Origin of the sequence: Brevibacillus sp. HB1.2 (assembly GCF_013332495.1) — a bacterium.
Classification (GTDB): Bacteria; Bacillota; Bacilli; order Brevibacillales; family Brevibacillaceae; genus Brevibacillus; species Brevibacillus porteri.
In genome coordinates this window covers 60,987-74,258 of record NZ_JABMIU010000017.1, presented here as the reverse complement: position 1 = coordinate 74,258, position 13,272 = coordinate 60,987, and the positions used below count along the sequence as shown (strand labels likewise).

The window sequence follows — 13,272 nt, the reverse complement described above, 5'->3', positions numbered from 1 at the left end:
ATTTCTTACGAAGTGCGCAAAAAAGCTCATTCCTCCAAAGTGGAATGAGCTTTTTAAGTTTATCAAGTCACTTCAATGAGGAATCAGGATGATTAACCCTCATTCCACATATAATCCATTAATTCAAGCGTCAGAGAAGAAGTAATGAACCCTTCCTCCGCTAATTTATGCGCTAAAAAACTAGTTGCTTCATTTGACCTTTTCATTGACTCTTCTTTAAACTTTATATAAAAGCCACTTCTATCATACTCATAATCTGCTATATTTAGTTCTTTTAGTAATTCTGCCAAATGAAATCCAGAGACTCCGAATAAAAATAACTCCTCTTTGTAGTTAATAAATTCTATGTTGGTAGGAATCGATTGGCTGTAAATTTTATTAATGGTGTCTTTCGAATCAATGACGTTCTTTTTATCCTTCAGTTTACAATACGATTCAAAATCATTAATGATCATAGAATCAAGTAAAATTTTCTGGCCGCTAGATAATATCTGTTTTTGGACTTCAGGATTCGCTTCCAGATTCTCTTTAATAATTTGTGTGATCTGACTAAGTTTTAAAATAATGCTATCCATGACAACATAGTCAATATTCATGCCTTTACACATATTCTCGAATACAGGTGAAATATAGATTCCTTCTGTGTACTGCTCTATATTCAGCAATATCTTAATCGATAAGCCATTTGTATTCGCAATAAATTTCAATTGTTTTAGATTCCTAGAAGAATTCAAGTTTTTTTCTTCTATGCATATGATTTGCTCATTTTCACTACAACTTATCTTTTCTTTTAAAATTATTTTCGAAAAATCAAGAGTGCTCATTATATATCCTCCTATTTAAGGCAATAAGGATTCATGCAATGGGTACGCAGTAATTATATCTTTTATATTCGTTCCATCACCAGCCAAATACATTTCAATGGTCATTCCGTTTTCTGCTTGTCCTCTATATCTATTAGTCGGTCTACCTAGGGAATCTAATTGCCTACTCTTATTCATATGAGCCTCCATAATCTTGTCTACTACTTCATCTGGCGTATATTTATTACTGAAAAAAGATGAATACTCCGTTTTTTCTACTCCATTAATTTTTACTCTTGCTATTGATGTTCCATATTTATCTGCCTCTCGAACAATTTCAATAATCTCGTTTCCTGGTGGGAGAACTTCGTCGGCATAGTGCCATCCCGATGCTTTAGTGTTTTTGACTTCTCCCTTAAATATATGTTCAGCAGTATTATCTAAAAATTCATACGGCTCCCTAACTTTTGGCATTTGCCATCCATTACCATTTCCAGTTCCCTTCTTCTTTTTCTTAGACGCATCGAGTAAATTCCCGATGTTTTTGCTTCTCCCAAAAGTAAGTGCTTGCAAAGCAAGCCCACCAACCGCAAGTCCGTCCGCGATATTGATTTTATCATCCCGCAACGTATTCAAGTCCTCCTGCATCGGCTCAATATAGCCTTCCCTCACAAACACGTTAACACCCTTAGGTAAATCCTCTGCCGCCTTTTGCAAACCTTTCGGCAAATCATTTGCGGCTTTCTCCAAAGCTCCTGGCAGCTCACTTGCCGCTTTTTGCATTGCAGCAGGAACATCTCCCAGCTTTGATATTCCTTTGACGAAGTTGTCCCACATGGTTGGCTTTTCCTGTGGCTTCTCGCAAGCAGGTCCTTGTCCAAAACCGACATCTGAAGGTCCACTGTTTGCTGACGACTGATTCCCTATCGTTACACCACCCAAATCCTGCCCATCATCTTCAATCTTGATCAGTCCGCAATGGAAACACATATTCGTGGATTTGTTCAGCAATGCGGGGTGTCCACCGACCACTTTATCCGGCTTGCCATCTATCCATGGCATGGTCATCACAGGTGTGCACGGCATCGGTGTTAGTACACCGTTATTTGCTGCGGTAGCAGAAGCGACAGCGGGATTCTTCAAGTTGCTGCACTTTCCAAATGGCATGATATTAATGTTGGGAACAAAGTCCATGATGTTCATTTGCGGCTTCCCTTTTACAAAAACACCATGACTGAACGGCATTTTCAGCCGACTTAACTGACTTCCGCTGCTGCATGATAAAATAGCACCAACAACCACATAACTCTTACGTTCCGCATTCGATTTCTGGACGGAGATACCTTCAATATTGGGCATACAGTCTCCTCCTCTCTGTAAGGGTCCTATACAGATGGAAGATGCTTGTGCTAAGAGATGACGACCGAAATCCAATCTATATATAAATAAGGAAATAATGCCCACATAATAGATATCGGAAACTGGACTAATCAGAAAAAATAGGTAGAAAGTTGCCAAATTACATTTCACTAACGGGTATCGAAAATAAAAAAACGTGCTTACCATCTCCCGCATACACACGGCTTGGCAAACACGTTCTTACTCTTTATTCTATTCCCTCAACCTTTCGCTTGCTGCGCAACGCTGACATGGCTTCTATGAACTCTTCCTTGTCAATGACATTCAGCTCATATAGCTCCCGAATTTCATCTTCTATCAACAGCAAATCCCCTTCAGGATCGCCAGTATAAATAACCAATCCGAAACGGTGCAGAAACGCCTTCAAATCGAATTCATTCGGGTTTATTTTCAATGAGCTCCCTCCAGATCGATTTCCATCCTGGCGAGGACGGCATCGTAATCAAACTCGACAGCAAAGCCGGTAATGACGATGATCTTCGCGTGTGGATACGCTTCTTGCCACGCCTCCTCCTCTTCCGGTTTCAATCCGACGATATACAAAGGGTCCACGGACAACTGTGGGTGTTCTTGACACAAGCGTAAAAACTCCTTGCATCTCTCCTGTTCGACAGCCGCATTCAGGACGAGGACAGCTCGCTCAACTTCTCCGGACTCTCTTTGTTTAGCCAGCAACTCAAACGTTTTGACCGAAGGCACAAGGGCGTTGATCTCAGGAAAACGATCGAGCACTTCATCCAGCCAATCATCTTCATGCCAGGCTAGGTAGTAAAGCATCGCAGTAGACATGTAACAAACACCTCATGGATATATACTTGACAATATAAGTAGCCATTCTTATTTCTTTTCTATTATAGCACGTCTCGCCAGAACTGCCCACGTTGCTGGCTTGACTTCACCTTTTCCTTCACGTAAGGTGGAAAAAGCAAACAATCCGCTTGAAAAGATTTTTGTGCGAAAAGAGGTAGACGTAGTGAATAAGAAGCACCTTGCCCTCTTGTTCTTTATTGCTTTTTTCATCATGCTCGGTTTTGGCATCATTATCCCCATTCTTCCCTTTTTCGCGGAAAAATTGGGTGCGACATCGTTTCAAATCGGCGTGCTTTTTGCCAGCTACAATATTATGCAGCTGGTGTTTGCACCGATTTGGGGAGCACTTTCAGACAGAATCGGGCGAAAGCCACTCATATCATTCGGGCTGTTCGGCTTTTCCATCACCTTTATCCTGTTTGGACTAGCTGACAGTTATACGGAAATGCTCCTGTATCGCATTTTGGGTGGAATCGTCTCGGCTGCCGCATTGCCAACCGTAACCGCTATGGTGGCGGATCTCTTCCCTTCAGAAGAACGTGCAAAAGGGATGGGAATCATTGGCGCCGGGATTGGACTAAGCTTTGTCTTCGGTCCGGTAATTGGTGGACTGCTCAGTGAATTCGGCTTTGCCGTTCCCTTCTACGCTTCGGGTATCGTGGCGTTGCTTACGTTTTTCCTGATCCTGTTTGCCTTGCCGGAGAGCTTGCCGAAAGAAAAGCGGGCGAATCTACAAAAAGAACAGCGGCAAAATCCGCTTGTCTCTTTGTTTGGTTCCATGTCCTTGCTGTACGGTATTTTGTTCACCGTCTCCTTTGCTTTTTCCGGACTGGAAACGACTTTTGCCCTGTACATAAGTGATTTGTACGGTTTTACCTCCAAAGACCTCGGCTATATGTTTCTCGTCATGGGCTTGATCGCTGCCGCGGTACAAGGCGGGCTCATCGGAAGAATGGTCAAGCAGCTAGGGGAAGCAAGCGTCCTCGTCATTGGGATGATTCTTTACGGCATTGGATTTTTTGCCATTCCGTTGTCGGGTAATTTTTGGGTGCTGGCGCTGATCCTCTCGTTATTCGGAGCGGGACAAGGAATGATCAGAGCGACAGCCACAGCAATGATCACCCAACGGACGACGCAAGGACAAGGCGTAACGAGTGGGGCAATCAGCTCGATGGACAGCCTTGGACGAATCTTGGGTCCATTAGCTGGTGGAGCGGTTTACCAGGTCTCCCACAGCGGTCCGTTCTTCCTCGGAGGAGTCTTGATGGTATTGCTCCTTCTCTGGTTCGTCAGCGGCTATCGTCGCCTGCCAGAGCCAAGCACTCAAGCACAATCGTAAGCGATACAAAATGAAGCACCGCCAGCATTCAACACTTTGCTGGCGGTGCTATTTTTATTGCAGCCTACTGTTCCTGTAGCTCCATCCAAACCGAAAAGGTTCCGTCTATCTCCTGCTGCACCTGATTGACCGATTGTTGCCAAGCCACTAACTGCTCATAATCTGCCCCTTCACTTTGGAGCAAGGCTGTCAATTCACCTTTTCTTTCTTCTAACAAAGCTATTTTTTGTTCAAGCTCTGCCAGCTTGTATGGATTCGGACGTTTGGCTGTCGCATTCGTCACGGCCGTCTCTTGAACTTGCTTGACTGCTGGCTGCTTTCGCTCTAGTTCCTCCAGCTTACTGGCACGAGCTGCGATCCGCTGCTTTTGCTTTTCCCTTGCTTCCTCATAGGTACCCACATCGTGAACCAGCCGCTTATTTTCCACCCAAAACACACCATCTGCCATCTTTTGCAGGAAATAGCGATCATGCGAGATGATAAACAACGATCCGTGAAAATCCGCCAACGCTTCCTCCAATGTTTCTCGCGCTTCAATATCCAGATGGTTGGTCGGTTCGTCTAGAATGAGCAGGTTGATTTCCTGATGCATCATTTGGGCCAAGCGCAGTCGCATCCGCTCTCCGCCGCTCAACTGCCCGATCCGCTTGAAAACTTGTTCGCCGTAAAACATAAACCGCGCCAGTAAATGTCGTGCTTCCGGCTCTGTCACTCTGGCTACCTCACGGAAAACGTCAATCAGCCGCTGATTTTGATCCCCTTCCAAAGCTTGCTGTGACAAGTAGCCCACCTTAACGCTGCTGCCAATTTTGAGCGTACCTACGTCTGGCTCAACCTCTCCTAGTAGCATGCGAATCAACGTAGATTTCCCGCAGCCATTTGGTCCAAGCAGCGCTTTTCGCTCCCCGTAGCGCAACAAAAAGCTAGCGTCCGCAAACAATTGTTTTCCGCCAAATGTTTTCTGTACCCCCGTCGCTTTCAGCACATCCTGCCCGCTTCGGTCGGTCTTCATAAACTGCAAGCCCATGCGATCCGCTTCCATTTTCGGTCGCTCGATACGCTCAATCCGCGCCAGCGCCTTTTCCATGCTTTTTGCCCTTCGGTGAAAAGCCTCGTTCGGCGGATTGGAACGATTGCCCCACTCCTTGAGCCGTTTGATCGTTTCTTTCATTTTCTTGATTTGCTTCTGCTGTTCCTGATAAGCGGCAAACTGGCGCAGCAAGCGTTCTTCACGCTCCGTAGCGAACGCGCTGTAATTGCCGATATAGAATTCGGCTTCTCCTCCGTCCACATGATAGACAGACGTGACGACCGCATCCAAAAAATAACGGTCATGGGAGATGATCAGGATTGTACCCTGATAATTTTTTAAAAACTCCTCTAGCCACTCCATCGACTCCACATCCAAATGGTTGGTCGGCTCATCCAAGAGCAAAACATCGCTTTTCTGGCAGAGTAGCTTTGCAAGGCCAGCCTTTGTTTTTTCCCCACCGCTGAGTTGGGCAAAAGGTGTCGCTAACAGTTCTGCACTAACGCCCAAGCCCTGTGTCACCTGGGTCATTTTCGTCTCCCACTGATAGCCATCCCGTTGTTCAAATTCATCTTGCAGCTTTTGATAGCGTAGCATGAGGCGGTTTAGCTCTTGTTCATTTTCATAAAGCAACCCCATCTGCTGCTCGAGCTCGCGCATCTGCTCCTGTAGCTTGATGACATCGGCAAACGCGCTGGCTACAACATCCGTCCCCGTCCACTCAGCCGGATACTGCGGCGTTTGCGGTAGGTACGCCCAAATCGTTCCTTTTGCCCGAAAAAGCTCACCCGAATCGGGGCCCTCGATACCTGCCAGCAGCTTGAACAACGTGGTTTTGCCTGCTCCATTCGGTCCGACGATCCCAACGCGTTCTCCTGCCTTGATTTCCAACTTGATATCTTGTAAAACCGGATCTGCTCCGTACGATTTCTGCAATTGCTGCGTTGCGACAATAATCATGATTGTTTCCTCCTTGAAATGTTGGTAACGGTTCAAAATAATGGATTTCCTGGTGGCCCCGGCACAATTTTTGAGACCACCCCGCACGTGCGAGTGGACGCAAAAAAGCCGCAGGCCATTACCTGCGGCATCGTGAAAGGGACCGACCTTACGTCAGTTACCCATTATAGACAAGAACAAATCGTCCCTGATCGATGCATGGTACGCCTATGGAAACTCCGTTCAGTTGTATGCGCAAAAAAGGACAGACTGGTCCCGTTGAATACAAAATCATGCGTCATACTGGAAGTTTCTACCACAAACCATGCTTGCAGAGTTCCGAACACGTACACACACCTCCATTTCTCAAGGGATAGGAAATCACAACCATATCTTACATCAGGAGCCACACAAAAACAAGAGGGCCTGCTATAGCAGACCCTGCGCGTCGTTTGCCCGATTTTCTTATCGACTTCCGTTGCCGTCTGTGGCAAACAGTGGCTTCTTCGTCTCAGCATCCAGGAAGACAATCGTCGTGTAAGGTGGCAGCTTCACTTTTGCCGCCAAGTACGGATAGGAAATCACTTGCGGGTACATTCTCCCCGGATCAGGCAGCGTTTGTTTGACATACACAAAAAGCTGCTCCCAGCTCTGCTCGACTTTGGTTACTTGCAGTCCGTAGCCAGGATTCGGCGAGGACCCGCGTGCGATGACATAAAGATCTCCCTGCTTGTGAATGCCTTGCTGTTCTTTTACCGAGTCAATAAATGTACGTTCCTGTTCCGTCAGCTTATCGGCATCAACAAGCGTAAAGCCACTCTCTTCTCCGGCCATCACAATTTCCACCGCCTTTTTCTCGGCATTCCACGTGATTTGATGTCCGGCCTGCTCTGCCATCCATCTCAACGGCAAATACACTTGCTTGTCACGCACGATTGCGCCCTGCCCATCTTGCAGCGACTTGCCATTCAACGCTACTTTTCCTGAAGCCAGTTGAAACGTCAGCGTACCTTTTGCCAGCTTCATTTCTCCATTCGTTGCGTCTTGTTTCCAAGTGCCTTCTAAAATCCGGCTCGCATCCTCGGCAGAGACATACGTACGCTGCTGGACGAGAATCGGTTCTTTTGCCAAGGTAGATTGCTCTCCGTTTACTAAGATCGCAGTTGTCGCTGTTTGTGCTGTGCTAGCCCCTGCCGCCTGCACAGGGTAAGCTGCCAACATCTGGAGTGTCAATGCAACTGCCAAAATCGATTTGCCTTTCATTGTTGTTCCTCCATCCCTGATCATCATTTTCGTCATTCTTTACTTGTTAGACATAGGTTACCTCTGATTCGTTTCACTATGACTGAGATTGGCGAGAGATTAGTGCAAGAGCCAATTTCCCATGACCAGAACAACCGGGATGGACAAGAGCGCCAGCAAGGTAGAACAAACCGTCGTCATGGCACCCATCTCCTCATCTGCCGCGTAGCGCCCGAATAAGATCGAGGCCAATGTCAGGGTGGGCATTGCTACTTGCACAAGGGAAACGCTGACAATATCGCTGTCGATTGAAAAAACGGACAAAAGAAAAGCCGTCATCAGCGGAAAAACAACTAATTTAAACGTGAGTGGCATACTCAAAAGCTTTAATGACACTTGCGGTTTATTGCGCAAAAACATAGGCAAGAGCATACCAATGTACATCATGGCTAACGGAGAAGCGAGCTTGGACAGCGTTCCAAACAGTTGCTTCACAGGCTCAGGTGGCACAAACCCGATGATGGCAGAACCGAGTCCAAAAACGATTGCAATCATCGGGATGTTAATGAGTGTCTTGAGCCCTTTTAAGGAGAAGCTTCCTTTTTCTTGGAGCATCATCACACCAACTGTCCATAGCACAACATCCACGCCTGCGTCGAAAATAGCGGCCAAGAGCGCCCCTTTTGGTCCAAACAATGCCGCACAAAGCGGTAAACCGATGAAGCCTGTATTCCCCAAGCCGGACAAGAGCGCGATCTCCCGACGTTTTTTCACCGGAAGCGGAAGTGCACGCGCACCTAACCAGCCGATGAAAATGCCCAGGCAGTTTAGGATAATTGAAATGAAGAATATTGCAAAAATTTGGTATAAAATTTGTTGATCAATGGTTGTCTGAAAGATCCCGTCTAAAATAATACACGGCATGGCAACATTTACAATAATCGTGATGACGAGTTGGCGGGAGTCCGCAGTCAAGGGTTGCCGGTAGCCGATTAAGCTACCGATCCCAATGATGACGGCCATGATGAGGATGGACTGCTGCAACGTTTGTAGTTCCATGCTGCCCTCCTGCCTACATTTCTACCGGAAGCCATTCGAGTTCGGTCGGCTCCCCTTTTTCACATGTTCGTAGCAAATCTCCGCACAAAGGAACAACTTGCTCAAGCGGAACGCACCAGGAAAGGGGAAAGGCAACTTCACTACCCTCGATGACGAGCGTGGACATTACCGCCGATTGCTTGTCTGCCGCAAGTACAAAGTGCTGCTCAACCGGCTCATGTTCTTTCCATTGCACTAATACTTTACCGTTGTTCCCGCCTGCTACGACCAAATCCACATGATCTCCATACGCTGCGTGTACCAACGTCCGCGTTACTCCGTCCAATTGAGCGATTTCCTTCAGCACTTCATGCCAAGCTACATGCTTTTGCTCCATTCCACTTCCATCTGTATACATACGCCAGTCGTTTAACATGTTGATTGACTCCTTTTATCGGTGCGCTCTCCTATGAAGAACAAGCACGTAATTGCTTGTAGGCCTTTCAATTCGTACTAATTGTACGCTTCTTGACGAGGAACCTCAACCACTACTTCTGCGCCAAGTTTTCGTCTCATGCACATAGCCACCGTATGAATGGAGAATCCTTAAAAGAGATAACAAGTGTAAACGTTCTGTAGTGGTGGGGAGGAAACAGGAGAAAACGCTCAGCTTCTTGTCCCACCCGCTGGGGGATTCACAGCCCGACTCCATGCAAAAAGCGAAACCGCGTCCAAAGTGGTCATTCCAGGATGCCTTTTCAGAGGTGGACGCTTAAGAGCGTGTTTCGCTTTTTGCATTCCGTCTCGGTCGGTGTACCAAAGATCTTCGCTGTTTTCTCCTGTTTCCTCTACGAGCTTTCCGATTTTAATCGGGTTTTTAAAGAGTTAAAAGAATCGAAGAACGTATTCAGTTACGCTAGAGAAGAATATTTCCAGACGTAGCGACTTGTGGAGTCCTTCCGAGCGGAGAAGGGATTTGCGGGCAAAAGAAACGCAACCGTGCTCACGCAACGTAGCGGCTACCACTTTTGCGTTTCCCCGCGAATCTCTTCGGAGCGGACAGTCTCAGCCCCCAGCAGGACGGAGCCTGGAGCCTAGACTGGAAATATTCTTCTCCCCACCGCAGCTACATAGAACGTTGTCCCCTCCAATTCAAAGTAATCAAATAGGATTTAACAATTTAAAGATTGACAAAGGCATGAACGACCACTACTATGAATCCATGAAATCCGATTAACATAAAGGGGATTACAACATGAAAAAAGTCATTCTGTCTACCTTACTATCTTGCCTGCTACTGGGAATGGCTGGCTGCGGCACTTCCGGTTCTCCTTCTCACCCGAATCCTACGACTCCGCCTGCTGATCAAGCAGCTTCGCAAAATTTGCTAGAAAAAGTGAAAGCCGAGAAAAAACTCGTCATTGGTACGGAAGGTACATACTCTCCGTTTACGTACCATGATCAGTCGGGCAAATTGACCGGCTATGATGTGGAGGTTATCACGGAAGTTGCCAAGCGGCTCGGTGTAGAGCCTGTGTTCCAGGAAACCCAGTGGGATGCCATGTTTGCTGGACTCGACTCTAAGCGCTTTGACGTCATTGCCAATCAAGTAGGAATCCGTCCTGATCGTCAGGAAAAGTACGATTTCTCCAAGCCATATACGATTTCCCGTGCGGTTTTGGTGACTCACAAGGACAATGACACCGTCAAAGATTTCAAGGATATCAAAGGGTTAAAAGCCGGACAATCCATGACCAGCAACTACGCTGACCTCGCACGCGCCAATGAGGCAGAAATCGTCGGTGTAGACAATTTCAATCAAGCCATTGACCTGATTGCACAAAAACGCGTGGACGTTGTGCTCAACGATAATTTGTCAGTACTTGATTTCCTGAAACAAAAGCCTGATACGCCCATCAAAGTCGTGGCGAAAAATGCAGAGGGCCAACCAACCGGTTTTATGTTCCGTAAAGGAAGCACAGAACTGACTGACGCGATTAATAAGGTGCTCGATGAGATGCAGCAGGACGGCATCCTTTCCAAGATTTCCGTCAAATGGTTCGGCGAAGATATCACGAAGTAATTCTTAGTCATTGACAAAATTGTCTGTCCCTTTTAGTATGTTCCTATTCAAATTCACATCGGTTTAGTGGGGGTTAATTTATGAAAAAACTATTTTTTTCCCTTCTCGCTTCCACTCTGTTAGTCGCATTGGCAGGCTGCGGGTCGTCTTCAACGGGACAACCACCGCAAAATAGTGCCACTCCTGCCCCAACAGAAGAGAAAAAAGAACAAAACTTGTTGGAAAAAGTAAAAGCCGACGGAAAAATTCTGATTGGAACCGAGGGCACGTATGCGCCGTTTACGTTCCACGATCAGTCTGGCAAGCTGACGGGCTATGATGTGGAGGTCGTGACAGAGGTAGCGAAGCGCATCGGAGTAGAGCCTGTTTTTCAAGAAACACAATGGGATGCGATGTTTGCTGGACTCGACTCCAAGCGCTTTGATGTCGTAGCGAATCAGGTAGGCATTCGCCCTGATCGTGAGGAAAAATACGATTTCTCCAATCCATACACCGTATCCACAGCGGTCCTTGTCACCCATAAAGACAACACGACCGTAAAAGGCTTCGAGGATATCAAAGGTCTGAAAGCAGCCCAAACATTGACGAGCAACCTCACAGATATCGCGAAGAAAAACGGAGCGGAAATCGTCGGTGTGGAAGGCTTTAACCAAGCGATCGATTTGCTTGTTTCCAAGCGTGTAGACATTACGATCAACGACGGGATTTCCCTCTTGGACTTCATGAAGCAAAAGCCTGATGTTCCTATCAAAATTATCGCAAAAGATCCGAACGTAGCGAAAAACGGTTTCCTCTTCCGCAAGGGTAGCACAGAGCTGGTTGATGCATTCAACAAAGCACTGGACGACATGACGAAAGATGGTACCCTCGCAAAAATATCAGAGAAATGGTTTGGTGCAGATGTCTCTAAGTAGCTTCTTTGAAAACCCAGAACGCCTGAACCGATGGATCGATATCGCGCAAAGCTCCTTTCTTCCTCTGTTGAAAGGAGCCTTGCTCTATTCTTTGACAATCGCCATCGCGTCCTTTTTCATTGGTCTGATCATTGCGGTTCTCACTGCGCTGGCACGTCTATCCGGCATAAAGCCGCTGATTGCCATCGCCCGCTTTTATGTATCGATCATTCGCGGTACTCCTTTATTGGTCCAATTATTCATCATTTTTTATGGCTTGCCGAGCATCGGCTTGATGATCGATCCGATACCGTCGGCAATCATCGGCTTCTCTCTCAGCGTCGGTGCCTATTCCTCCGAGGTGGTACGTGCCGCGATCTTGTCCATTCACAAAGGGCAATGGGAAGCAGCCTACTCCATGGGGATGACCTACTGGCAAGCACTGCGCAGAGTCGTGCTCCCTCAGGCAGCTCGCGTCTCCATTCCTCCTTTGTCCAACTCGTTTATTAGTTTGGTCAAGGATACTTCGCTGGCTTCGGTCGTTCTGGTACCAGAGATGTTTCGCAAAGCCCAAGAAGTCGTCGCTGCGACATATGAGCCGCTGCTCGTCTATGCGGAAGCAGCCCTTATCTACTGGGTGATTTGCTTCATACTCTCTATTATCCAGGATCGCATCGAAAACAAGCTGGACCGTTATGTCTAAAAAGCAGGTGAAAACGCATGATTACGATCACGGATGTGCATAAACAATTCAATACCTTACATGTACTCAAAGGCATTTCTCTCTCGGTGGAAAAAGGAAAGGTAGTCGTTATCATCGGTCCTTCTGGCTCCGGGAAAACAACCTTGCTTCGCTGCCTGAATGCACTTGAGGTTCCGACCAGCGGTAGCGTCCAAATCGGCGACGTCAAGCTGGACTTTTCCAAAAAAGTAGAGAGAACAAGTATTCCGAAGCTGCGAAAGCAGACCGGGATGGTGTTTCAAAACTACAATCTGTTCCCGCACATGACAGCCCTTGAAAATGTGATGGAGGGACCCGTCACTGTCAAAAAAGTAGACAAAGAAAAAGCACGTGCGAAAGCCGCTGCTCTCCTGACAAAAGTAGGTCTCGGTGACAAGCTGGACCATTATCCTGCACAGTTGTCTGGTGGACAGCAGCAGCGTGTAGGGATTGCTCGGGCACTGGCGATGGACCCGCAAGTCATGCTATTTGACGAGCCTACCTCCGCTCTTGACCCGGAGCTCGTTGGCGAAGTGTTGAGGGTGATGAAGGAGCTTGCCCAGGAAGGGATGACGATGATCGTCGTCACGCACGAGATGGGGTTCGCCCGGGAAGTTGCCGACGAGGTTATTTTCATGGACCAAGGCGTCATCGTGGAGAGAGATACACCGTCCCATTTGTTCGCAAAGCCACGTGAGGAACGCACACGTCAATTTTTGCAGCATTTGAAGTAAGAACCAGAAAAAAGACTCTGTCTCTTGTATAAGAGCACAGAGTCTTTTCTTTGCAATAGTGCCTTAATCATCAATGAAGCAAATCACTAGGAAAATAATAATGAGAATCCAAATGAACCCGCCACCAAAAAAGCCGAAACCATCGCGATTGCACCCCATCATTTACCTCTCCTCTCATTGAAATCAGATGGAAGCACCGATCTGCTGGCAAGGATCGGTAC

At 47.0% G+C, this 13,272-nt stretch carries 13 protein-coding genes and 1 pseudogene; 5 read left to right on the top strand and 9 right to left on the bottom strand.

Features of this window, described 5'->3' with window-relative positions:
* Window positions 1-92: 92 nt before the first annotated feature.
* The 5 genes and pseudogenes from HPY28_RS26475 to HPY28_RS26460 all read right to left on the bottom strand — a co-directional run bounded on the left by HPY28_RS26475 (window position 93) and on the right by HPY28_RS26460 (window position 3,011).
* Window positions 93-824 carry a hypothetical protein gene (locus HPY28_RS26475; protein ID WP_174225975.1) on the bottom strand — a complete coding sequence of 244 codons (732 nt, stop codon included), beginning with the start codon at window positions 822-824 and terminating at the stop codon, window positions 93-95.
* A gap of 15 nt (window positions 825-839) precedes the next feature.
* Window positions 840-1,745: an EndoU domain-containing protein gene (locus HPY28_RS30990; RefSeq protein WP_371813551.1), complete on the bottom strand. Its 906-nt coding sequence runs from the start codon at window positions 1,743-1,745 to the stop codon at window positions 840-842.
* A pseudogene (locus HPY28_RS30585) lies at window positions 1,743-2,162 on the bottom strand (DUF4280 domain-containing protein); the annotation flags it as partial. The gene HPY28_RS30990 and the pseudogene HPY28_RS30585, both read right to left, overlap by 3 nt.
* A gap of 247 nt (window positions 2,163-2,409) precedes the next feature.
* Window positions 2,410-2,616, bottom strand: a complete 207-nt coding sequence (locus HPY28_RS26465) for a YqgQ family protein (RefSeq protein ID WP_017250598.1) — start codon at window positions 2,614-2,616, stop codon at window positions 2,410-2,412.
* Window positions 2,613-3,011, bottom strand: a complete 399-nt coding sequence (locus HPY28_RS26460; protein ID WP_069847806.1) for a hypothetical protein — start codon at window positions 3,009-3,011, stop codon at window positions 2,613-2,615. The genes HPY28_RS26465 and HPY28_RS26460 overlap by 4 nt, the downstream gene beginning before the upstream one ends.
* A gap of 22 nt (window positions 3,012-3,033) precedes the next feature.
* Here HPY28_RS26460 and HPY28_RS26455 point away from each other — a divergent pair, with 22 nt between their 5' ends.
* Window positions 3,034-4,371, top strand: coding sequence for an MFS transporter (locus HPY28_RS26455; protein WP_371813550.1), 1,338 nt, complete (start codon window positions 3,034-3,036; stop codon window positions 4,369-4,371).
* A gap of 64 nt (window positions 4,372-4,435) precedes the next feature.
* Here HPY28_RS26455 and abc-f read toward each other — a convergent pair whose 3' ends face one another.
* The 4 genes from abc-f to HPY28_RS26435 form a co-directional block, all read right to left on the bottom strand.
* On the bottom strand, window positions 4,436-6,361 hold the full coding sequence (abc-f, locus tag HPY28_RS26450; protein ID WP_174231727.1) for a ribosomal protection-like ABC-F family protein: 1,926 nt from the start codon (window positions 6,359-6,361) through the stop codon (window positions 4,436-4,438).
* Window positions 6,362-6,805: 444 nt separating this feature from the next.
* Window positions 6,806-7,603 carry a stalk domain-containing protein gene (locus HPY28_RS26445; RefSeq protein ID WP_173623799.1) on the bottom strand — a complete coding sequence of 266 codons (798 nt, stop codon included), beginning with the start codon at window positions 7,601-7,603 and terminating at the stop codon, window positions 6,806-6,808.
* Window positions 7,604-7,702: 99 nt separating this feature from the next.
* Entirely contained in the window at window positions 7,703-8,641 is a 939-nt protein-coding gene (locus tag HPY28_RS26440) for an AEC family transporter (RefSeq protein ID WP_069847811.1), read from the bottom strand.
* A gap of 13 nt (window positions 8,642-8,654) precedes the next feature.
* A complete protein-coding gene (locus HPY28_RS26435; protein WP_017250604.1) occupies window positions 8,655-9,056 on the bottom strand; it encodes a hypothetical protein in 402 nt (133 codons plus the stop codon).
* An 819-nt stretch (window positions 9,057-9,875) separates the two neighbouring features.
* Here HPY28_RS26435 and HPY28_RS26430 point away from each other — a divergent pair.
* The 4 genes from HPY28_RS26430 (at window position 9,876) to HPY28_RS26415 (ending at window position 13,051) form a co-directional block, all read left to right on the top strand.
* The gene (locus HPY28_RS26430) at window positions 9,876-10,703 is read left to right on the top strand and encodes an amino acid ABC transporter substrate-binding protein (protein ID WP_174231726.1); all 828 of its coding nucleotides are present in this window, start codon (window positions 9,876-9,878) and stop codon (window positions 10,701-10,703) included.
* Window positions 10,704-10,783: 80 nt separating this feature from the next.
* A complete protein-coding gene (locus tag HPY28_RS26425; protein WP_017250606.1) occupies window positions 10,784-11,617 on the top strand; it encodes an amino acid ABC transporter substrate-binding protein in 834 nt (277 codons plus the stop codon).
* Window positions 11,604-12,299, top strand: coding sequence for an amino acid ABC transporter permease (locus HPY28_RS26420; protein ID WP_017250607.1), 696 nt, complete (start codon window positions 11,604-11,606; stop codon window positions 12,297-12,299). Before HPY28_RS26425 ends, HPY28_RS26420 begins: the two co-directional genes overlap by 14 nt.
* 17 nt (window positions 12,300-12,316) lie before the next feature.
* Window positions 12,317-13,051 carry an amino acid ABC transporter ATP-binding protein gene (locus HPY28_RS26415; protein WP_017250608.1) on the top strand — a complete coding sequence of 245 codons (735 nt, stop codon included), beginning with the start codon at window positions 12,317-12,319 and terminating at the stop codon, window positions 13,049-13,051.
* The last annotated feature ends 221 nt before the right edge of the window (window positions 13,052-13,272 follow it).